This window comes from Enterobacter sp. Taxon_8 (assembly GCF_058354585.1).
In genome coordinates, this window is sequence record NZ_CM177989.1 from 31,750 (window position 1) to 53,597 (window position 21,848).

A 21,848-nucleotide genomic window follows, 5' to 3' on the forward strand; every position below is an offset into this window, starting at 1 on the left:
TCAACACACGAATCCAAAACCCCGCCGGCGCAAACCGGGCGGGGTTTTTCGTTTAGGACCCTCCCCGGAAAGTCGGCCCAGAAGAAAAGGACTGGAGCATGGCAAGTTCGGGCACAACATCCACCAAGACGCGTTTTACCGGTGCGCAGCTGATCGTTCATCTGCTGGAACGACAGGGCATCACCACGGTTGCGGGTATTCCGGGCGGCACGGTGCTGCCGCTGTACGATGCGTTAAGCCAAAGCACGCAGATCCGCCACGTGCTGGCGCGCCACGAGCAGGGGGCAGGCTTTATCGCTCAGGGCATGGCGCGTACCCAGGGTAAACCGGCGGTCTGTATGGCCTGCAGCGGGCCGGGTGCAACCAACCTGGTGACCGCCATCGCCGACGCGCGCCTCGACTCCATTCCGCTGATCTGCATTACCGGCCAGGTGCCGTCCTCAATGATCGGCACCGATGCGTTCCAGGAAGTGGATACCTACGGCATCTCTATCCCCATCACCAAACATAACTATTTAGTTCGCGATATCAGCGAGCTTCCTCAGGTTATCAGCGATGCGTTCCGCATTGCGCAGTCCGGCCGCCCGGGCCCGGTGTGGATAGACATTCCTAAGGATGTCCAGACCGCAGAGATCGAGATCGACGTTCTGCCGGAGCCGGGCGAGCGAGCCCCCGCGCCGGAATTCAGCGCTGAGAGCGTGCGCGACGCTGCCGCCATGATTAACGCCGCCAAACGCCCAGTGCTCTATCTGGGTGGCGGGGCGATTAACGCCGCAGATGAAATCCGCGAGTTTGCAGAAAAAGCCAACCTGCCGACTACCATGACCCTGATGGCGCTCGGCATGCTGCCAAAAGCGCACCCGCTGTCCCTGGGGATGCTGGGGATGCACGGCGCGCGCAGCACCAACTACATCCTGCAGGAGGCGGATTTATTGATTGTTATGGGCGCGCGTTTTGATGACCGGGCGATTGGCAAAACCGAGCAGTTCTGCCCGAATGCCAAAATCATTCACGTGGATATCGATCGCGCCGAGCTGGGTAAAATCAAGCAGCCGCACGTGGCGATTCAGGGCGACGTAGCCGAAGTGCTGGCGCAGTTGATCCCGCAAACCGAGGCGACCGATCGCGCCGACTGGCGCCAGCTGGTGGCCGACCTGCAGCGCGAGTTCCCGGGCGCGATCCCAACTGAAGGCGATCCGCTGAGCCATTACGGCCTGATCAACGCCGTGGCCGCCTGCGTCGACGACAGCGCGATTATCACCACCGACGTGGGACAGCATCAGATGTGGACCGCCCAAGCCTACCCGCTGAACCGTCCGCGCCAGTGGCTGACCTCCGGTGGTCTGGGAACTATGGGCTTCGGTCTGCCTGCAGCAGTTGGTGCGGCGCTGGCGAATCCGGACCGCAAGGTCATCTGCTTCTCCGGCGACGGCAGCCTGATGATGAACATTCAGGAGATGGCGACCGCGGCCGAAAACCAGTTAGACGTGAAAATCATCCTGATGAACAACGAGGCGCTTGGCCTGGTGCACCAGCAGCAGAGCCTGTTCTACAAGCAGGGCGTGTTTGCGGCGACCTATCCGGGGATGATTAACTTTATGCAGATTGCCGCCGGCTTTGGCCTGCACACCTGCGATCTGAACGCGGAAGAGGATGCCCACGCGGCGCTGCAGGCGGCGATCTCGCGTCCGGGCCCGGCGCTGATCCACGTCCGTATCGACCCTGAACAAAAAGTGTATCCGATGGTGCCGCCGGGTGCGGCAAATACTGAGATGGTGGGAGAATAAGCCATGCAGAAACAACATGATAACGTCATTCTGGAACTCACCGTCCGCAACCACCCTGGCGTCATGACCCACGTCTGCGGGCTGTTTGCCCGCCGGGCGTTTAACGTGGAAGGCATTCTCTGCCTGCCGATTCAGGGCAGCGAGCACAGCCGCATCTGGCTACTGGTCAACGATGACCAGCGTCTGGAGCAGATGATGGCGCAGATCGACAAGCTGGAGGACGTCACCAACGTGGCGCGCAACCAGTCCGATCCCACCATGTTTAACAAAATTGCGGTGTTCTTCGAATAGATCGCTTAAGGTAAGCGTCTTTCGCTCTTGTAGGCCGGATAAGCGCAGCGCCATCCGGCTTTTTCAGACCGCAGGAACACACATGACCACCATCGCCCTTATCGACGACCACCTTATCGTCCGCTCTGGCTTTGCCCAGCTTCTCAACCTCGAACCGGATTTCCAGGTCGTGGCCGAGTTTGGCTCCGGTCGCGAAGCGCTGGCGGGCCTGCCGGGGCGCGGGGTGCAGGTCTGTATCTGCGACATTTCGATGCCAGATCTCTCCGGGCTGGAGCTGTTAAGCCAGCTGCCGAAAGGGATGGCGACCATTATGCTCTCGGTCCACGACAGCCCGGCGCTGGTCGAGCAGGCGCTCAACGCGGGCGCGCGCGGGTTCCTCTCCAAACGCTGTAGCCCGGACGAGCTGATTGCCGCCGTGCGCACCGTCTCCACCGGCGGCTGCTACCTGACGCCGGATATCGCCATCAAGCTGGCGGCCGGACGACAGGATCCGCTCACCAGACGCGAGCGTCAGGTGGCTGAGAAGCTCGCGCAGGGGATGTCGGTGAAAGAGATTGCGGCTGAGCTGGATTTGTCGCCAAAGACCGTGCATGTCCATCGCGCCAACCTGATGGAAAAACTCAACGTCAGCAACGACGTCGAGCTGGCGCGCCGCATGTTCGACAGCTGGCAATGAGTTCCGCTTTTTCACGGCTGATCGCCGTCTTCGCCAGCTTTTTTATCTTCTCCACCGCGTGGTTCTGCCTGTGGAGCATTAGTCTGCATCTGGTGGAGCGCCCGGAGCTGGCGGTGCTGCTGTTTCCATTCGGCCTGCGTCTGGGGCTGATGCTGCAATGCCCGCGCGGCTACTGGCCCGTTTTGCTTGGGGCAGAGTGGCTGATGCTGGTCTGGCTGGCTCAGGAGGTTGCCCTCGCGCATCTTCCCTTATTGATGACCGGAAGCCTGCTCACGCTTCTCCCGGTTGCCCTCATTTCTCGCTATCGTCACCAGCGCGACTGGCGCACCCTGCTGCGGCAGGGTGCGGCGCTGATTGCCGCCGCACTGCTGCAGTCCCTGCCGTGGGTTGGCGACAAGGAGATGCTCAACGCGCTGCTGCTCACCCTCACCGGCGGCCTGACGCTGGCACCCACCTGCCTCGTGATCTGGCACTACCTCACCAGCACCGTCTGGCAGCCGCTTGGTCCGGGGCTGGTGTCCCAACCGGTGAACTGGCGCGCCCGGCATCTCATCTGGTATCTGCTGCTGTTCGTGGTGAGCCTCTGGCTTCAGCTGGGTTTGCCCGCCGAGCTTTCACGCTTCACGCCGTTTTGCCTTGCGCTGCCGATTATTGCTCTGGCCTGGCACTATGGCTGGCAGGGGGCGCTGATCGCCACCCTGATGAACGCCATCGCGCTGATCGCCAGCCAGACCTGGCACGACCATCCGGTGGATTTGCTGCTCTCGCTGCTGGCCCAGAGTCTGACCGGGCTGCTGCTCGGCGCGGGCATTCAGCGCCTGCGCGAGCTGAACCAGTCCCTGCAGACCGAGCTGGCGCGCAATCGCCGTCTGGCTGAACGCCTGCTGGAGACGGAAGAGAGCGTGCGGCAGGAGGTGGCCCGCGAGCTGCACGATGATATCGGCCAGACGATCACCGCCATCCGCACCCAGGCGGGCATTGTCCAGCGTCTTGCGGCGGAAAATGCGGGCGTGAAGCAGGGCGGGGCGCATATCGAGCAGCTTTCACTTGGCGTATATGACTCGGTGCGACGCCTGCTCGGCAGGCTGCGCCCGCGCCAGCTTGACGACCTGTCGCTGGAGCAGGCGGTACGCTCCCTGATGCGCGAGATGGAGCTGGAAAGCCGCGGCATTGTCAGCCATCTCGACTGGCGCATTAGCGAACCTGCGCTGAGCGAAGGCCAGCGCGTAACCCTGTTCCGCGTCTGTCAGGAAGGGCTGAACAATATTGTCAAACACGCCAGTGCCAGCGCGGTCACGATCCAGGGCTGGCAGCAGGACGAGCGCCTGATGCTGGTAATTGAAGACGACGGCTGCGGCCTGCCGCCGGGCTCCGGCCAGCAGGGCTTTGGCCTGGCGGGCATGCGCGAGCGCGTCAAGGCGCTGGGCGGCACGCTGAACCTTTCCTGTACCCACGGGACGCGCGTCAGCGTCAGTTTGCCGTTAAGGACGCATCATGTTTAAAACCCCAGCCAGCGCAGCCCCATTAAGCAACAAAGCGGAAATTGACGCCCGCTACCGCTACTGGCGACGTCATATTCTGATTACCATCTGGCTCGGCTACGCGCTGTTCTACTTCACTCGCAAAAGCTTCAACGCCGCCGCGCCGGAGATCCTCGCCAGCGGCGTGATGACGCGCACCGATATCGGCCTGCTGGCGACGCTGTTTTACATCACCTACGGCCTGTCGAAGTTCTTCTCCGGTATTGTTAGCGACCGCTCTAACGCCCGCTATTTCATGGGCGTTGGGCTGATCGCTACCGGGGTGGTGAACATCCTGTTTGGTTTCTCCACATCGCTTTGGGCCTTCGCCCTGCTGTGGGCGCTGAACGCCTTTTTCCAGGGCTGGGGCGCGCCGGTCTGCGCCCGCCTGCTTACGGCGTGGTACTCGCGCAACGAGCGCGGCGGCTGGTGGGCCGTCTGGAACACCGCGCATAACGTCGGCGGGGCGCTGATCCCGATGGTGGTCGGCGCCGCGGCGCTGCACTACGGCTGGCGCGCGGGGATGATGATTGCAGGTGGCCTCGCCATTCTCGCCGGGCTGTTCCTCTGCTGGCGCCTCCGCGACAGGCCGCAAACCGTTGGCCTGCCTGCGGTGGGCGACTGGCGGCACGACGAAATGGAGATTGCCCAGCAGCAGGAGGGGGCGGGGCTGACCCGTAAGGAGATCCTCACCAAATACGTGCTGAAAAACCCGTACATCTGGCTGCTGTCGCTCTGCTACGTGCTGGTCTACGTGGTGCGCGCGGCTATCAACGACTGGGGCAATCTGTACATGTCCGAGACGCTCGGTGTGGACCTGGTCACCGCTAACTCGGCGGTGACGATGTTCGAACTGGGCGGGTTTATCGGCGCGCTGGTGGCGGGATGGGGCTCGGATAAGCTGTTCAACGGCAACCGCGGCCCGATGAACCTGATTTTTGCCGCCGGGATTTTGCTCTCCGTCGGCTCGCTGTGGCTGATGCCTTTCGCCAGCTACGTGATGCAGGCGGCGTGCTTTTTTACCACCGGCTTCTTCGTCTTTGGCCCGCAGATGCTCATCGGCATGGCAGCGGCGGAGTGTTCCCACAAAGAGGCGGCAGGCGCGGCGACGGGCTTTGTCGGGCTGTTTGCCTACCTTGGCGCATCGCTCTCCGGCTGGCCGCTGGCGCGGGTGATCGATATCTGGCACTGGAGCGGTTTCTTCGCGGTGATCGCCATCGCGGCGGGAATTTCCGCCCTGCTGCTGCTGCCTTTCCTGCACGCGCAGGCCCCGCGCGAGATGGGTGAAGCGTGATGCGCCTCACCTTTCTGGCCCGAGTGGCGTAAAACTAAGAAATTTTCCCGGTTTTACCTGGACACTGTCTCAGGCATCTCTCCTGGCTGATTTTTACAATGCCTGCCATTCGCAGGTAAAAATCAGCTCAGGAGCAAACCATGCTGGCCTTCCTCAACCAGGTGCGCAAGCCGACCCTGGATCTGCCGCTCGACGTGCGGCGCAAAATGTGGTTCAAACCGTTCATGCAGTCCTATCTGGTGGTCTTTATCGGCTACCTGACCATGTACCTGATCCGCAAAAACTTTAATATCGCGCAGAACGACATGATCTCCACCTACGGGCTGAGCATGACGCAGCTGGGGATGATTGGCCTGGGCTTCTCCATCACCTACGGCGTGGGAAAAACGGTTGTGTCCTACTACGCGGACGGCAAAAACACCAAGCAGTTCCTGCCGTTTATGCTGATCCTCTCCGCCATCTGTATGCTCGGCTTCAGCGCCAGCATGGGCGCAGGGTCTGTCAGCCTGTTCCTGATGATCGCCTTCTACGCCCTGAGCGGCTTCTTCCAGAGTACCGGCGGGTCGTGCAGCTACTCCACCATCACCAAGTGGACCCCGCGCCGCAAGCGTGGTTCGTACCTCGGCATGTGGAACATCTCCCACAACCTCGGCGGAGCGGGTGCGGCAGGCGTGGCGCTGTTTGGCGCAAACTACCTGTTCGACGGCCACGTGATCGGCATGTTTATCTTCCCGTCGATTATTGCCCTGATTGTCGGCTTTATTGGCCTGCGCTACGGCAGCGACTCCCCGGAATCGTACGGCCTCGGCAAAGCCGAAGAGCTGTTCGGGGAAGAGATCAGCGAAGAGGACAAAGAGACCGAAGAGAATGAGATGTCCAAATGGCAGATATTTGTTGAGTACGTGCTGAAAAACAAAGTGATCTGGCTGCTGTGCTTCTCAAACATATTCCTCTACGTGGTGCGCATCGGCATCGACCAGTGGTCCACCGTATACGCCTTCCAGGAGCTGAAGCTCTCTAAAGAAGTGGCGATTCAGGGCTTCACCCTGTTCGAAGTGGGCGCGCTTGTCGGCACCCTGCTGTGGGGCTGGCTCTCTGACCTCGCCAACGGCCGTCGTGCGCTGGTGGCCTGCGTCGCGCTGGCGCTGATTATCGCCACACTTGGCGTCTACCAGCATGCCAGCAACCAGTACGTTTACCTCGCATCCCTGTTCGCGCTTGGCTTCCTGGTGTTTGGTCCGCAGCTGCTGATCGGCGTGGCGGCAGTGGGCTTCGTACCGAAAAAAGCGATCGGCGCTGCCGATGGGATTAAAGGCACCTTCGCCTATCTGATTGGCGACAGCTTCGCCAAGCTGGGTCTGGGGATGATCGCTGACGGTACGCCAATTTTCGGCCTCACCGGCTGGGCGGGCACCTTCGCGGCGCTGGATGCGGCAGCGATCGGCTGTATCGTCCTGATGGCGATGGTCGCGGTGCTGGAGGAACGTAAAATTCGCCGTGAGAATCGTGCGCAGAAATTAAAAACAGCCTGAGTGTGCAGGTAACGTCTTTGCCCGGTGTGTGATGCCGGGCTTTTTTATTTCCGCCGACGGCATTAATACCTTATCCCTCGTCCCGCAACGTCTTTTCAGTGCACTATTCTGGTTCTGCCCGCTGTTGACGCCGTGCGTTTCCCGCTATGATGAGCGGCTAGTCAAAGGAGAACGCATGGTCTGGATAATGCTGGCAACGCTTGCCGTGGTGTTTGTGGTGGGATTTCGCGTCCTGACCTCAGACTCCCGCCGCGCCATCAAACGTTTAAGCGAGCGTCTGGGCATCACCCCGATGCCGGTTGAGTCGATGATCGATCAGTTCGGCAAAATGCCGGGCAATGAGTTTATCCGCTACCTTGAGCGCCCGGACGAAGCGCATCTGCAAAACGCCGCGCAGGTGCTGCTGATCTGGCAGGTCTGCATTGTCGACGGCAGCGAGGAGAACCTGCACGCCTGGCACCGCATGCTGCGTAAAGGCCGCCTTGCCGCACCCATTACCGATGCGCAAATTCGTCTGGCGCTTGGCTTTATGCGCGAGATGGAGCCCGATCCGCAGGAGCTGAACGCCTTCCAGCTACGCTACAACCAGCTCTTTCTGCCGGAAGAGGGTGTGTTTTATCTGCACTGATCCCCTCTAAAAACCACAAAAGTTGTCTAAACGTTAAATCCGTCACACTTTTGATGATAAACTGCGCGACTTTTCCGCACGTTTTTATCTTCAGGTGACGCCATGACAGAACATATCCAGCCCACGACCAGACCGCAGATCAAAGAGGTTTCACGCCCCAACTGGTCGGCGGTTTTCTCCGTGGCGTTCTGCGTCGCCTGCCTGATTACCGTTGAGTTTCTGCCGGTGAGCCTGCTGACACCGATGGCGCAGGACCTGGGCATTTCCGAAGGCGTGGCGGGGCAGTCCGTTACCGTCACCGCGTTTGTGGCGATGTTTGCCAGCCTGTTTATCACCCAAGTGATTGGCACCATCGACCGCCGCAAAGTGGTCATTCTGTTCAGCGTGCTGCTGACGCTCTCCTGCCTGCTGGTCTCCTTCGCGGAAAGCTTCACCCTGCTGCTGCTCGGTCGCGCCTGTCTGGGACTGGGGCTCGGCGGCTTCTGGGCGATGTCCGCCTCGCTCACCATGCGCCTGGTGCCTGCGCGCACCGTGCCGAAAGCGCTGTCCGTCATATTTGGCGCGGTCTCCATCGCGCTGGTGATTGCCGCGCCGCTGGGCAGCTTCCTGGGCGGGATTATCGGCTGGCGTAACGTCTTTAATGCGGCGGCGGTTATGGGCGTGCTTTGCGTTATCTGGGTGTGGAAGGCGCTGCCGTCCCTGCCTGGCGAAGCGGCGCACCACAAACAGAACATGTTTAGCCTGCTGAAGCGTCCCGGCGTGCTGGCGGGGATGACCGCGATCTTTATGTCCTTTGCCGGGCAGTTTGCCTTCTTTACCTATATCCGCCCGGTGTTTATGACCATGGCGGGCTTTGACGTAGACGGCCTGACGCTGGTGCTGCTGAGCTTCGGTATCGCCAGCTTTGTCGGTACCTCGCTTTCGTCCCAGTTCCTGAAGCGCTCCCTGAAAGTGGCGCTGGCGGGTGCGCCGCTGGTGCTGGCTGCAAGCGCCGCGGTGCTGGTGATGTGGGGCAGCGATAAGTGGGTCGCGTCTGCCATTGCGATTATCTGGGGCTTTGCCTTTGCGCTGGTGCCGGTGGGCTGGTCGACGTGGATCACCCGCTCGCTTGCCGATCAGGCTGAAAAAGCCGGGTCGATTCAGGTGGCGGTGATCCAGCTGGCAAACACCTGCGGCGCGGCGATTGGCGGCGTGGCGCTCGACCACCTGGGGCTGACGTCACCGCTGGTGATTTCAGGCGCGCTGATGCTGCTGACGGCGCTGCTGGTGGCAGGGAAGGTTAAAGCGAAGTAGTGTTTTTTCCCTCTCCCGTGGGAGAGGGTTGGGGTGAGGGCATCAGGCTACGCCGATGCCTTAACCCTTCTACGCGAATCCATCGAAATCAGCACCACCGACGACACGATCAGCAGCGTCCCCAGCCAGTCCGGCAGGGTGAACGCCACGCCCAGCAACACCACCGACAGCAGCGCGCTGCTCAGCGGCTCGGCGCAGCTCAGAATGCTCGCCTTCGGCCCGCCGATCGTCTGCGCGCCTTTCAGATACAGGCTGAACGTCAGCGCGGTGCCGATCACGACCAGGTAGAAAAACGCCAGCAGCAGGCTGCCGTCAATGACGAAGGTCGTCCCGCGCCCGGCGTAGAACGGCGTCAGCATTAACCCGGCAATCAACATACTCCAGCCGACAATCGGCAATGTGCCGTAGCGGGCAATCAGCGTTGACGGATAGGTAGTGTAAAACGCGGCGGCAAACGCCGAAGCGATGCCGAAGAACAGCGCGGCTGGCGAGATGGAGAGCGAGGTTGGATCGCCGTGGGTCACCAGCAGGAACGTCCCGACAAGCGAGGTCACAATCGCGGATAAAACAAACACGCCGGGGCGCTTTTTCCGCGCCAGCGCGAACCACGCCACGATAATGGTTGGTGACAGAAACTGCAGAACGGTAGCGGTCGCGGCGTTGGATTTTTCAATCGTCAGCAGGAAGGTGAGCTGCACGGTGAGCGCGCCGACCAGCGAGAAAAACAGCAGGCTGAGGGCGTCTATGCGATGTTTGATGACCGAGAAAATCTTGTCACCGTGAACGAAGGAGAGCGTCAGCAGGATCACGCCGGTAAACAGCAGGCGAACCATGGTCAGGTAAGGCGAAGAAATGTGGCTTTTCTCCATGATGTACTGCGCGCAAACGCCGGAACTGCCCCATAAAACGGCGGCGATCAGGACGTTCAGCATCCCTTTACGTGTAGAACCCATTTTCTCCCCTGTTATGTTGGTTTTTTTCTAGCATAACATGGGATCTTTCCGGGTGGCGCTACGCTTACCCGGCCTACAAAACCTTGTAGGCCCGTGCAAGCGCAGCGCCGCCGGGCGAAACAAACGGCGCTGTACTAGAACCACGCCTCCCACATCGCGCCGACGTTGAAGTCGTCGAGCGTTTCGTCTTTGGTGTTGTTCACGCGCGCGGTGCGTGCGTTATCCACTTTGCCGCCGGTCACGTAGAAGCGCAGCATCGGACGGAACTCTGGCCCCATGGCGATAGACATGTTCTGCGACAGGGTCAGCTTCCAGCCCTTGTTGTCGCCGCCGTTGTCGTAGTCAACGTGCTGCCAGCCTGCTTCCAGCCAGGTGGAGTGAACGTCGTTCCACCAGTGCATCGGACGCACGATGGCGTTGTAGTTCTTGCGGTTGTCGGTCTTATCGCGGCTGTTGTCGTAGTCGTGGAAGGCGAGGATATACTCCACCTGCGTGGCCTGGGTGAATTTGTATAGCCCTTCGAAGCTGGCGTAGACCGTGGTCAGATCCTCGGTTTTGTTGAACACGCTGTTGTCCGCGTTATCGGAGTAGCGGGCAATCACCTTGTTCACGCCGCTGTCGTTGGTGTGGCTCAGCACCACGCCGCCCTGCCACGCGTTCAGACGTTCGTCGCTCTCCACCGCTTTGGAGTCAAAGCCGTAGTTGGCGTAAAGCTCCATGTCGATCGGTCCGAGCTTCATGCCGTGGATTTTTGAGGTCGCGGCGTAGTTGCCTTTGTCGCCCGTGCCGGACCCGCCGGTACAGGTGATGCGCGACGGGTTGGCTTCATCTTCCATCACTTCCGGGCTACAGGATTCCACCGCCGCCACGGCGGCGACGTCAAACTGCACGCCGCCGATGTCGAAGTTCTTCACCCCGGCGCCCTGGCCGTCGTGGTTCATCCAGAAGTAATCGTTGATGCCCTGCTGCGGACGCTGGTGGAAGTCACGACCGGCCCAGAAATAGGCGTTCGGGTTGGAGGCCATAATGTTGGTCACCCCGGCGTAGGCTTTTTTCAGGTTAACTTCGTCGCCCCAGTGGTCGATCATCACGTTGATGTCCCAGATGGCGCCGTTTTCGCCTTTAAAGGCCTTGGAAAGCTGGAATTCCCCGCCGTTGCCTTCGTTGCCCAGACGACCAATGGCGGACGCGCCGTTGTATGAACCGTCCACCGCCACGTATTTCTGATCGGCGGCCTGGAAGTGCGCGCCGTATCGGGCGTAGCCGGTAAATTTAACCCCAAACGGAATCGCCATATCCGGAGATTGCGCCGCGCTTTGCGGCTCGGTCACCACGTCCGCTTTTTTCGCGACGGCAGCATCCATTTTGGCCTGACGTTCAGCCAGGGCTTTATCCACCGCTTTCGCCACAATGGCGTCGATTTGTTCCTGCGTGAATTCCTGTGCGAGCACGGAAATTGGGCAAAGCGCGGCGATAACCGCCATGGTTAATGGAAGTTTTTTAATCGTATTCATGGTTATCTCAATATAGTTTAATTTTATTCAGACAATAACCATCCCGCTCCGATCTGACAGAATATGTCGCTATCATCAGAACAAGTGGATTTCTAGTTTTAGGTACAGAGGTGTTACATTAATTTATTTCGCCATAGGCTATCTCTGATATAAATGAATAATTTCTTCGGATAATTCACGCGCTAATAAGGAATTCATTAAATGATCCTGCGCGTGCACCATAATTAACGTCATCGGCTGGCGGCCTTCGCCCGCATCCTGCTCGATCAGTTTGGTCTGCATCTTGTGCGCCTGGCGCGCGTAGCCGTCGGCTTCGCGCAGCAGGCTTTTGGCTTCGTCAATGTTGCCCTGACGCGCGGCGTGCAGGGCTTCAAAGCACAGGCTGCGGGACTGCCCGGCATTGACGATAATTTCCATTACGGCTTCTTCTAGTGCGATCATCATCATTACTCTTTATCAAAGCTATTATTTAAGGCGGTGGCGGCAAACCACTCCCCGCTTTTCTTAATGGTGCGTTTCTGCGTCTCTATATCGAGCTGGATAAATCCGTAGCGATTTTTATACGCGTTGCACCACGACCAGTTATCTATAAACGTCCACATATGGTAGCCAAGACAATTACACCCTTCGCTAATGCCTTTATGCAGCCAGGCTAAATGTTCGGAAATAAACTCGATGCGGTATTGATCGTTAATCTGACCATTTTCAATAAAACGCTGCTCATTTTCGACGCCCATGCCGTTTTCAGAAATAAAGCAGCGAGGGTTGCCGTAATTGTCGCGCAGGTTAATCAGAATATCGTAGATACCCGGCTCGTAGATTTCCCAGCCGCGGTGCGGATTCATCTTGCGGCCCGGCATCTCGTAATTATCAAAGAACCACTCCGGCATAAACGGCGCCTGCGGGTTCACCGCGCTGTCGCGACACTTCACGCGACGCGGCTGATAGTAGTTAATGCCGAGCAGGTCGATTTTCCCTTCTGCAATCAGGAAACCGTCTTCCGGCTTGCAGGCGGGCAGCTGGTCGTAAGATTTCAGGAGCGCCACCAGATCCGCCGGGTATTCGCCTCGCAGAACCGGGTCGAGGAAGCTGCGGTTAAACATCAGATCCGCAACGTGCGCCGCCTTCACGTCTGCCGGGTTCTGCGAACGCGGATACGACGGCGTCAGGTTCAACACGATGCCGATCTCCCCCGCGTAGTGCCCGGCGCGGTAGGCCTGCACCGCCTTCGCATGGGCCAGCACCGTGTGATACGCCACGGTGGCCGCCCGGCGGAAATCCACTACGTTGGGGTAGTGGAAGTCGTACAGATAACCGCCTTCCACCGGCACGATCGGTTCGTTGAAGGTAAACCAGTGCAGCACGCGATCGCCGAACAGCTCGAAGCAAATCTGCGCGTAACGTGCGTACGCGTCCACCACGTCGCGGTTTTCCCAGCCGCCTATTTCCTGCATCGCCATCGGCATGTCGAAATGGAACAGAGTGATAAACGGCGTGATGCCCTGTTCGTTCAGCTCGTCAATGACCTGATTATAAAAATCGACCGCGTCCGGGTTCACTTCACCGATACCGTCGGGGATCAGGCGCGCCCAGCTAATCGAGGTGCGAAAGCTGTTGTGGTTCAGCTGCTTCAACAGCTGAATGTCCGTTTTCCAGTGCTGATAAAACGTGGAGGTCTGCTGTGGCCCCACGCCGTTGTGAAAACGGTTCGGCTCGCGGGCAAACCAGTAGTCCCAAGTGGTTTCACCCTCTCTTGCCCCTTCCGTCTGGAGAGCGGAGCTTGCGCTGCCCCACCAGAAGTTATCGGGAAATGCGTATTTCATGACTCTTCCTCTTTGACTTAATTGCTGGCGGTCTCAGCGGCACCGACGGTTGCCTGGGCCTTCTGCTCTTCGTTTTTGATGAGCGTACGCTCATAGGCGCGCAGGAACGGCAGGTACATCAGCGCGGACATCACCATACAGACCAGGCACATCACCATCGGGCTCAACGCCCAGTTCGCCGCCCACGAGGCGCCGATCGGTGCAGGGGTAGTCCATGGGGTCAATGACACAACCTGTGCCAGCCAGCCGAGCTTGGTTGCTGCGTACGCCAGACAGGCGTTGACCAGCGGAACGAACACGAACGGGATAAACAGCATCGGGTTCATGATGATCGGCGCGCCGAACAGAATCGGTTCGTTGATGTTAAAGAAGCTTGGCACCACGCCCATTTTGCCGATGGTGCGCAGGTGGGTAACGCGGCTGCGCAGCAGCAGGAACGCCAGCGGCAGTGTGGAGCCGACGCCGCCAATCAGCAGGTAGTGATCCCAGAAGCCCTGCAGGTAAACGTGCGGCAGCGCCGCGCCTGCTGCCAGTGCCGCCTGGTTTGCCGAGAGGTTGGCCATCCAGAACGGGTTCATGATGCCGGTGACAATCAGCGAACCGTGGATACCGGCGAACCAGAAGATCTGGCACAGCAGCACGGAGAGCAGAATGGCTGGCAGCGAGTCAGACGCGGACACCAGCGGCTCCAGCAGGTGCATAATCGCCTGCGGGATAATCATCCCGGTCTGCGCTTCAATGAACAGGTTCAGCGGGTGCAGCGTACCGATCACCACCATCACCGGGATCAGGATCTCAAACGAGCGCGCCACGCCGGTTGGCACTTCCTTCGGCAGACGAATGGTGACGTTGTTCTGCTTCAGCCATGCGTAAACGCGGGTGGCGTAAATCGCGGTGATCAGCGCGGTGAAGATGCCCTGACCGGAGAGATACTGGGTCGAGATTTTGCCGTCGGCATACGGCGCGGCGACCAGCAGGAAGGCCATAAAGGCCAGCAGGCCGGACATCACCGGGTCGAGGTTAAACTGACGTCCCAGGCTCGCCCCAATCCCCACCGAGATGAAGAAAGTCATCACGCCCATGCTGAGGTTAAACGGCAGCATCAGCTGCTCGCGGTAGGTCTGGGAGAAATCCAGCCAGCCGCGGGCGAAGCTGTTGGTGGTATCCGCCGAGAACGGCGGGAAGATGAACACCAGCATAAACGAGCCGATGATCATGAACGGCAGCGCGGCGGTAAAGCCGTCGCGGATGGCAATCACATACTTTTGCTGGCCGAGCTTCGCGGCCAGCGGGGTAATTGACTGCTCAATCACCGCGACCATGGATTGATATAACGAACTCATGTGAACACCTTTTAGTGTGCCGCTTCGATGAGCGACAGAGCATAGTCCAGTACTTTATCGCCACGCTGCATGCCGTAGTCCATCATATCGATGGGCTGCACCGGAATGCCATGCGTCGCCGCCTTGTCTGAGAGTGTCTGTAACATGTATTTCACTTGCGGTCCGAGAAGGACAACCTGGTATTGCGGAAACTGCGTATCAAATTCGGAAACACCGTACGCATCAATCTTCACCGGCAAACCACGTTCTTTCGCGACATCGACCATTTTGCTGACCAGCAGGCTGGTGGACATCCCGGCAGAGCAGCACAGCATAATCTTGAACATCGACAACCATCCTCTAAATGTAAAAAGTTATTGCGAGGATGATTGGACATTATACGGAAACCGGTTTCCATTCATAAAAGACAGAAGTGTGACAACCATCAAGATCCCTTACTTATGAGGCTAATTAACCCGATGTGCGTCACATAATTTGGCTGTTTTGACATCATTTGGAGTGGAAACGGAAAATCGGTTTCCATGAAAAACGGAAACGGATATACTCCGTTCTGGCTATAATGTGAGCCGAAGCGGTGATGGAATTTGCAGGCGCGAGGTAAGCCTGCCAGGGGAAAGAGATGTCGACAATCAATGATGTATCACGTCTTGCCGGGGTGTCTAAAGCCACGGTTTCGCGAGTGTTGAGTGGGTCGCGTGGCGTTAAGGAAGCCAGCCGTCAGGCCGTTCTGAAAGCTGTGGATGAGCTGAACTATCGTCCCAACGTGATTGCCCAGTCGCTGCTGAGCCAGTCGACGGGCTGCATTGGGGTCATTTGCGCGCAGGAGAATATTAACCAGACCACCGGTTATCTGTACGCGCTGGAAAAACAGCTCAGCCAGCATCAAAAACACCTGCTGCTGCGTTTCGCGCACGGTAAAGCGGAAGTGATGAACGCCCTTGAAGAACTTTCCTGCGGGCTTTGTGATGACATCCTGGTGATCGGCGCCCGTTTCCCGCTGGACATCGACATGGACAACGTCATTCTGGTGGACTGCATGGAGTCTGATAATTCCAACAGCATCCAGTTCGATCACGCTTTTGCCGCAGAAACTGCCTGTAACTATCTCACCAGCCAGGGGCGTCGCCAGATTGCGCTGATCCACCCCCACGGCAGCGGTTTTGCCGACCAGGTGCTGCTCGGCTACAAGCACGCGCTGGAGAAAAATTTCCTGCCCTTTAATCGCAACCTGGTCTTTATGGACGCGACGTCTTCGTCCGTTGCGCTGCAGGAGCTGCTTAATAACGCCAGCACGCTGAACTTCAACGCGCTGCTGGTGGCGGACGAGCAGGAAGCCCAGCGGGTGATCCCGCAGCTGCAGGCGTTTAATAAATCGGTACCGGACGACATCATGGTCTTTAGCCTTGCCGGATCGCTGCACCTGCCGGGTATTCCGGTGATCCCGGCGATTGAATATTCCATGGATGCCATGGCGGCGCGCATTGTGGGCTGGCTGACGGAGAAAACGCAGATGCTGGGCTCGTATGTGCTGCGCGGAGATTTAATTATTCCGGATGTGCGTAAGCGTTAAACATGTTTTCCAGGCCGGGTAAGCGTAGCGCCACCCGGCAAGCAGCATTCAATAATCTTCCATACAATCCACTTGACCAATCGCCCCCCAGTAGGCATCCAGGTTGTCGCGCTTCACGGCGGTAATAGCATTTTTGATCAGCAGCTGATTGGCCTCGGAGGACAAAATCATCTCCTGCCAGGCTTTATCGCTCTGCTTTTTCTGTGGCGTACAGGTTTTCTTAATATCTTTAAGGACCTGCTGCTTTATTTGCGCCTCTTTCACGGGATCGTCCTTTTCCTGAGCATGGACAAATGCGGCGAAGAGCAGACAAACCAGCAGGCAGACCAGGTGCGCAGCTTTCATCAACAACCCCCTTTTGACGTCACAGGCTTCCCATGAAATATATCGTTACATTCAGTGTAGCGACGCCAGCCGAAAGTATGAATTTTCTCCGTAGAGTATCTGTGAGATAGTCAAACAGCACACAAAAACAGGGAGAACGTCATGCAACTGAGCATTACCAATACGGTTACGCAGCAGGAAAAAGAAGAGTTATTCGTGGGGCTGCGTGCCTACAACGCGCAATTTTTGGATATGGCGACCTTTAGCGGCGACGTTGGCGTTTACGTGCGTGACGATAATGGCGCCATGCTGGGCGGGTTAATCGGTGTGCGAAAAGGCGACTGGCTGAATATCGACTATCTCTGGGTGAACGAGACCGTGCGCGGATCCGGCGTTGGCAGCCAGCTCATCAGAACGGCCGAAGAGGAAGCCAGACGCAAAGGCTGCAAGCACGCGCTGGTCGATACCGCCAGCTTCCAGGCGCGGCCGTTCTATGAAAAACAGGGGTACCAGCTGCAAATGTCTTTGCAGGATTATCCTTATCCGGGCATGCAGCGACATTACCTGGCGAAAGCCCTTTAAGCTTTGAATCCGCAGGCCGGGTAAGCGCAGCGCCACCCGGCCATAGCCGCATATAACTTATCCTTCTTATTGATTCTTTTTCGGTTTTTATTTCACCGCCTCGTTGTCGATATAGTCACTACAACATTCAGCAAAAGGAACTGTCTTGTGAAACGTCGATTGGGTGCTCTGGTACTGGCTGGCCTGCTGCTGGCAGGGTGCGATCAAAGTGGCAGCGATGCCAAACACATTAAAGTCGGCGTCATCAACGGCGCCGAGCAGGACGTGGCGGAAGTCGCCAAAAAGGTGGCAAAAGAGAAATATGGCCTGGACGTGGAGCTGGTAGGCTTCAGCGGCTCGCTGTTGCCTAACGATGCCACCAACCAGGGGGAACTGGATGCCAACGTCTTTCAGCATCGCCCGTTCCTTGCAGAGGATAACAAGGCGCATGGCTACAAGCTGGTGGCCGTGGCGAACACCTTTGTTTTCCCGATGGCCGGCTATTCCCGCAAAATCAAATCCGTCTCTGACCTGAAGGACGGAGCGACCATTGCCATTCCAAACGACCCTACAAACCTGGGCCGCGCGCTGCTGCTGTTGCAAAAAGAGAAGCTCATCACCCTGAAGCCGGACACCGGGCTGCTGCCAACGGCGCTGGATATTACCGCCAACCCTAAACAGCTGAAAATCATGGAGCTCGAAGGGGCGCAGCTGCCGCGCGTGCTGGACGACCCGAAAGTCGATGTCGCCATCATCAGCACTACCTATATCCAGCAAACCGGGCTGTCGCCGGTGCATGACAGCGTCTTTATCGAAGACAAAAACTCGCCGTACGTGAACATCGTTGTGACGCGCGAAGAGAACAAAGACGCGGAGAACGTGAAGGAATTTATCAAGTCGTATCAGTCGCCTGAAGTGGCGAAAGCGGCGGAGACGATCTTTAACGGCGGGGCGGTGCCGGGCTGGTAACAATCTGATGGAAAAAGGGTTGCTTAAATTGGCCCGATTCCATCGGTAATCGCCCTTTAACCCACAGCGTCAGCTGAGACGGCTGGCTATCCTCCTTATCACACCAACCGGAGGATAGCCCATGAACATTACCCACATTCGCAACGCCACCCAGCTGATTACCTACGCCGGAAAACGTCTTTTAATCGACCCGATGCTGGCCCCTAAAGGGGCTTACCCGGGCTTTCTCGGCACTGCGTATGCCGAACGCCGTAATCCGACTGTCGAGCTCCCCGTTGACGTCAACACGCTGCTGGACGCCGACGCGGTGATCGTCACCCATACTCATGACGATCACTGGGATCGCGCCGCGGCGGAACTGATCGCCAAAGACAAACCCATTTACGTACAAAACGAGCGTGACGCCGCGCTGCTGCGCAGCCAGGGGTTTAGCAACCTGACGGTCATGACCGACGAGACCACTTTCGGCGAGATTCGAATTGCGAAGACCCACGGCGGCCAGCACGGTACCGATCGCGCATACGCGGTGCCCGAACTGGCGGAGCGGCTGGGCGAGGCCTGTGGCGTGGTGCTCCGCCATCCTGATGAGAAGACGCTCTACATTGCCGGGGATACCGTCTGGCGTGACGAAGTGGCGGCCGATCTGCAAAAGCACCAGCCGGACGTGGTGGTGCTGAACGCCGGCTATGCTCACGTCATTGGCTTTGGGCCCATTATTATGGGGCAGGAGGACGTGCTTAACGTCCATTTCCTGCTGCCGCAGGCCAAAATTGTGGCGAGCCATATGGAAGCCATTAACCACTGCCTGTTAACCCGCAGCGCGCTGCGTGAGTACGTTGAAGCCAACCAGGTGAGTGACGCAGTGAGCATTCCCCAGGATGGCGAAACCGTTATATTCTGAGTATCTAAAAGGGAAAGGAGAGACAAATGCCGCTAGTCAACGTCGCGATTGTCGCGGTAGACGGGTTCAGCCCGTTCCACTACTCCGTTCCCTGCATTCTGTTTGGCGACTCGGTCTCCGGAGAAAAGCGCTTTAACGTGACGATCTGCGCCGAAACGCCGGGGTTCCTCACCTCAAAAGACGGATTTGCCCTCAACGCCACGCAGGATTTTACCGCCATTGGGCAGGCCGATATTGTTGTCGTTCCCTACTGGCAGCACGTTCTTGAACGCCCGCCGCAGTCGCTGCTCGACAGCCTGGTGCAGGCGAGAGACAACGGCGCAGAAATCGTCGGGCTGTGTCTGGGGTCGTTTGTGCTGGCCTGGGCGGGTCTTCTCGACGGTAAGCGTGCGGCCACCCACTGGGAGTTCGAACGTCAGTTTCAGTCCCTCTTCCCGAACGTTCGACTGGATATTAATGCCCTTTATGTGGATGACGGCAATATCATTACCTCTGCCGGGACTGCCGCCGCACTGGACTGCTGCCTGTATATCATTCGCCAGCGCTTTGGCAGCGTGGTCGCCAACCAGATTGCCCGCCGGATGATTGTACCGCCCCACCGCGAGGGCGGTCAGGCGCAGTTCATCGCCCAGCCGGTACCCAAAGATACCCGCGACGGACGCATTAACTGCCTGATCGACTATCTTCAGCAGCACATCACCGAACCACATAGTCTGGACTCGCTGGCGGAGGTCGTCTCGATGAGCCGCCGCACCCTGACCCGCCATTTTGTTAACGCTACGGGGATGAGCGTCGCCGACTGGCTGACCGCCGAACGCCTGCGGCGCAGCCAGATCCTGCTTGAAGCCGGAAATATGCCGATTGAGCGCGTGGCTGAGCTGGTGGGATTTAATTCCGCCGTCACCTGGCGACAGCAGTTTAAGGCTCGTTTTGGGGTGAGCCCTGCGGAATGGAGAAAAACCTTTCGTCTTCACAGCTAGTTTATTTTGGCTAACTCAAGATTTAAGGCTTAGTTAAATAATTTATTATTTTTTCTTAATCGGCCTCTCATTTTTCTAAAAAAATATTTTATTTGATGAGCCCTAACGCAAATTAGATATACTCGCATTAAGAATGCTCTTATATTTCGAAAATATTAATTTCGAATAATTTTGTGGCATGGATGAATAGCAATAAAATAAAAAAGAGAATAATTTCATTAGCAAATTATATTATTTTTATCTTATCGGTTGCGCTTTTTTCAGCGAGCGCTAACGCTGCCCCCTTGTCTCCAGCCGATCGCGATTCCATTCAACAGCAACAGCAGCAGCTTTTATTACAGAACCAGCAACAGCGTGAGGAGCTGGAGCGGAGTATTCCTCGCCCCGCGCCCGCCAGACCGCTGCCTGTTTCCGGCTCCGGACCCTGTTTCACCATTCATACCATTACCCTTTCCGGTGCGACCTTAATCTCCCCGAAAACCCGGCAGACCCTTGTCGCGCCGTGGCAGGGCCGCTGTCTGTATATGGCGAAAATAACGGAACTTCTCGCCCATATTTCTGACTGGTATATCAGCCGGGGATATATCACCAGCCGCGCTTTTCTTACCGAGCAGGATCTCTCCGGCGGCCAGCTGAATATTGTTGTGCTGGAAGGCAGACTGGAAGCGATCCGTCTGGAAGGCGAAACGCCGCGTATGCTGAAAATGGCGTTTCCGGGACGGGTGGGCGGCATCCTTAATTTACGCGACATCGAACAGGGCATGGAGCAAATTAACCGTTTGCGCGCCGATCCGGTTCAGATTGAAATTCTTCCGGGAACGCAGGCCGGATATTCCATTGTTAATCTTACGGCAAAGCCGGAATTTCCCTTAAGTGCATCGGTAAGCCTGGATAATAGCGGGCAGAAGAGTACCGGCGAAGATCAGCTGAGCGGCGTGCTCACCGCCAGTAATATGCTGGGGCTGGCGGATAAATGGTTTGTCAGCGGCGGGCGCAGCAGCGATTTTGCCAGCGCGTACGATGCGCAGAACTTCCAGGCGGGCGTCAGCGTGCCGTTTGGCTACGGCCTGCTGGACTACAGCTACGTCTGGAGTAACTACCGGACCACCATCAGTAACCAGGGGTTTAACTGGCTCTCCACGGGCGATACGAAAACCCACCGCGTTAACGCGTCCTGGGTGGTCTTTCGCAACGGGGAGGTGAAAACCGGCATTGCGGCTGGCGTGGTTCAGCGATCCAGCCGCAACTGGCTCAACGACGCGCCGCTTCAGAGCAGCACGCGCAACCTCTCCAGCCTGGTACTGGGCATTACGCACACGCAAAAAATGCTGGGCGGCGTGGCGACCTTCAACCCGACCTGGAGCCACGGCATGCCGTGGTTCAGTGCCGAAACCGACGAAGATAAGTCCGGGGATGTGCCGCGTGCGGAATTCCGCAAATGGAGTCTGAACGCCAGCTTCCAGCGGCCGATTACCCGTAATGCCTGGTGGCTGACCAGCGCCTATGGCCAGTGGTCGCCCGACCGGCTGTACGGCTCTGAGCGCCTGACGCTCGGCGGCGAAAGCTCCGTGCGCGGTTTTAAAGAGCAGTACCTGTCCGGGGATAACGGCGGCTACTGGCGTAACGAGCTGGGGTACTCCCTCTTCACCCTTCCGGTGATTGGCGCGGTGAGCGCAACGGTCGCCGTTGACGGCGGCTGGCTGGAAAAAGACCGTCAGGACCGCTTTGCCTCCGGCACGTTATGGGGAGGCTCGGTGGGGCTGAGCAGCGCAGGGCGCTGGTACAGCAGCCAGATTTCGGTCGGTACGCCCCTGCACTACCCCGACTGGCTCGGCCCGGATCATGTGAGCGTTAACTGGCGCATTGCCTTCATGCTTTAAGAGACTCTA

21 protein-coding genes are annotated in these 21,848 nt (G+C 58.1%); 14 read left to right on the forward strand and 7 right to left on the reverse strand.

What is annotated here, in order from left to right; translation table 11 throughout:
* Positions 1 to 98 precede the first annotated feature (98 nt).
* The 8 genes from ilvB (at position 99) to nepI (ending at position 9,021) form a co-directional block, all read left to right on the forward strand.
* Positions 99 to 1,787 (forward strand): acetolactate synthase large subunit, encoded by a 1,689-nt coding sequence (ilvB, locus tag AC4IBF_RS00160; protein WP_487165644.1) that lies wholly within the window; start codon positions 99 to 101, stop codon positions 1,785 to 1,787.
* A 3-nt stretch (positions 1,788 to 1,790) separates the two neighbouring features.
* Positions 1,791 to 2,078, forward strand: coding sequence for an acetolactate synthase small subunit (gene ilvN, locus AC4IBF_RS00165; RefSeq protein ID WP_008500144.1), 288 nt, complete (start codon positions 1,791 to 1,793; stop codon positions 2,076 to 2,078).
* 82 nt (positions 2,079 to 2,160) lie between these two features.
* A complete protein-coding gene (gene uhpA, locus AC4IBF_RS00170; protein ID WP_022646555.1) occupies positions 2,161 to 2,754 on the forward strand; it encodes a response regulator transcription factor UhpA in 594 nt (197 codons plus the stop codon).
* The gene (uhpB, locus tag AC4IBF_RS00175) at positions 2,751 to 4,256 is read left to right on the forward strand and encodes a signal transduction histidine-protein kinase/phosphatase UhpB (RefSeq protein ID WP_491463094.1); all 1,506 of its coding nucleotides are present in this window, start codon (positions 2,751 to 2,753) and stop codon (positions 4,254 to 4,256) included. Before uhpA ends, uhpB begins: the two co-directional genes overlap by 4 nt.
* Positions 4,249 to 5,568, forward strand: coding sequence for an MFS transporter (locus AC4IBF_RS00180; RefSeq protein WP_111964259.1), 1,320 nt, complete (start codon positions 4,249 to 4,251; stop codon positions 5,566 to 5,568). Before uhpB ends, AC4IBF_RS00180 begins: the two co-directional genes overlap by 8 nt.
* 140 nt (positions 5,569 to 5,708) lie before the next feature.
* Positions 5,709 to 7,100: a hexose-6-phosphate:phosphate antiporter UhpT gene (gene uhpT, locus AC4IBF_RS00185; protein WP_023309834.1), complete on the forward strand. Its 1,392-nt coding sequence runs from the start codon at positions 5,709 to 5,711 to the stop codon at positions 7,098 to 7,100.
* A gap of 175 nt (positions 7,101 to 7,275) precedes the next feature.
* Positions 7,276 to 7,728, forward strand: coding sequence for a DUF1198 domain-containing protein (locus AC4IBF_RS00190; protein ID WP_143344459.1), 453 nt, complete (start codon positions 7,276 to 7,278; stop codon positions 7,726 to 7,728).
* A gap of 102 nt (positions 7,729 to 7,830) precedes the next feature.
* Entirely contained in the window at positions 7,831 to 9,021 is a 1,191-nt protein-coding gene (gene nepI / locus AC4IBF_RS00195; protein WP_491463095.1) for a purine ribonucleoside efflux pump NepI, read from the forward strand.
* Positions 9,022 to 9,068: 47 nt separating this feature from the next.
* Here the strand turns inward: nepI and AC4IBF_RS00200 are convergent, their stop codons facing one another.
* From AC4IBF_RS00200 to AC4IBF_RS00225, 6 genes are all read right to left on the reverse strand, one after another.
* Positions 9,069 to 9,974 carry an EamA family transporter gene (locus tag AC4IBF_RS00200; protein WP_491463096.1) on the reverse strand — a complete coding sequence of 302 codons (906 nt, stop codon included), beginning with the start codon at positions 9,972 to 9,974 and terminating at the stop codon, positions 9,069 to 9,071.
* A gap of 134 nt (positions 9,975 to 10,108) precedes the next feature.
* Complete coding sequence (locus AC4IBF_RS00205) at positions 10,109 to 11,488, reverse strand: carbohydrate porin (RefSeq protein WP_047649991.1); 1,380 nt, start codon at positions 11,486 to 11,488, stop codon at positions 10,109 to 10,111.
* A 138-nt stretch (positions 11,489 to 11,626) separates the two neighbouring features.
* Entirely contained in the window at positions 11,627 to 11,929 is a 303-nt protein-coding gene (locus tag AC4IBF_RS00210; RefSeq protein WP_029741865.1) for a PTS lactose/cellobiose transporter subunit IIA, read from the reverse strand.
* A gap of 5 nt (positions 11,930 to 11,934) precedes the next feature.
* On the reverse strand, positions 11,935 to 13,311 hold the full coding sequence (locus AC4IBF_RS00215; protein WP_491463097.1) for a glycoside hydrolase family 1 protein: 1,377 nt from the start codon (positions 13,309 to 13,311) through the stop codon (positions 11,935 to 11,937).
* Between the two features lie 17 nt (positions 13,312 to 13,328).
* Positions 13,329 to 14,654, reverse strand: coding sequence for a PTS sugar transporter subunit IIC (locus AC4IBF_RS00220; protein ID WP_136195865.1), 1,326 nt, complete (start codon positions 14,652 to 14,654; stop codon positions 13,329 to 13,331).
* 11 nt (positions 14,655 to 14,665) lie between these two features.
* On the reverse strand, positions 14,666 to 14,980 hold the full coding sequence (locus AC4IBF_RS00225) for a PTS sugar transporter subunit IIB (protein ID WP_032644367.1): 315 nt from the start codon (positions 14,978 to 14,980) through the stop codon (positions 14,666 to 14,668).
* Between the two features lie 293 nt (positions 14,981 to 15,273).
* Between AC4IBF_RS00225 and AC4IBF_RS00230 the strand changes: the two genes are divergently transcribed.
* Positions 15,274 to 16,224, forward strand: a complete 951-nt coding sequence (locus tag AC4IBF_RS00230) for a LacI family DNA-binding transcriptional regulator (protein ID WP_136195866.1) — start codon at positions 15,274 to 15,276, stop codon at positions 16,222 to 16,224.
* A gap of 48 nt (positions 16,225 to 16,272) precedes the next feature.
* Here the strand turns inward: AC4IBF_RS00230 and AC4IBF_RS00235 are convergent, their stop codons facing one another.
* Positions 16,273 to 16,569, reverse strand: coding sequence for a YicS family protein (locus tag AC4IBF_RS00235; protein WP_136195867.1), 297 nt, complete (start codon positions 16,567 to 16,569; stop codon positions 16,273 to 16,275).
* Positions 16,570 to 16,710: 141 nt separating this feature from the next.
* Here AC4IBF_RS00235 and AC4IBF_RS00240 point away from each other — a divergent pair, with 141 nt between their 5' ends.
* From AC4IBF_RS00240 to AC4IBF_RS00260, 5 genes are all read left to right on the forward strand, one after another.
* The gene (locus AC4IBF_RS00240; RefSeq protein ID WP_115876737.1) at positions 16,711 to 17,130 is read left to right on the forward strand and encodes a GNAT family N-acetyltransferase; all 420 of its coding nucleotides are present in this window, start codon (positions 16,711 to 16,713) and stop codon (positions 17,128 to 17,130) included.
* 147 nt (positions 17,131 to 17,277) lie between these two features.
* Entirely contained in the window at positions 17,278 to 18,078 is an 801-nt protein-coding gene (gene nlpA / locus AC4IBF_RS00245; RefSeq protein WP_136195868.1) for a lipoprotein NlpA, read from the forward strand.
* Positions 18,079 to 18,199: 121 nt separating this feature from the next.
* Complete coding sequence (locus AC4IBF_RS00250; protein WP_136195869.1) at positions 18,200 to 18,979, forward strand: MBL fold metallo-hydrolase; 780 nt, start codon at positions 18,200 to 18,202, stop codon at positions 18,977 to 18,979.
* 26 nt (positions 18,980 to 19,005) lie between these two features.
* A complete protein-coding gene (locus AC4IBF_RS00255) occupies positions 19,006 to 19,959 on the forward strand; it encodes a GlxA family transcriptional regulator (protein ID WP_127729054.1) in 954 nt (317 codons plus the stop codon).
* A 182-nt stretch (positions 19,960 to 20,141) separates the two neighbouring features.
* Positions 20,142 to 21,839, forward strand: a complete 1,698-nt coding sequence (locus tag AC4IBF_RS00260; RefSeq protein ID WP_491463098.1) for a ShlB/FhaC/HecB family hemolysin secretion/activation protein — start codon at positions 20,142 to 20,144, stop codon at positions 21,837 to 21,839.
* Positions 21,840 to 21,848 lie beyond the last annotated feature (9 nt).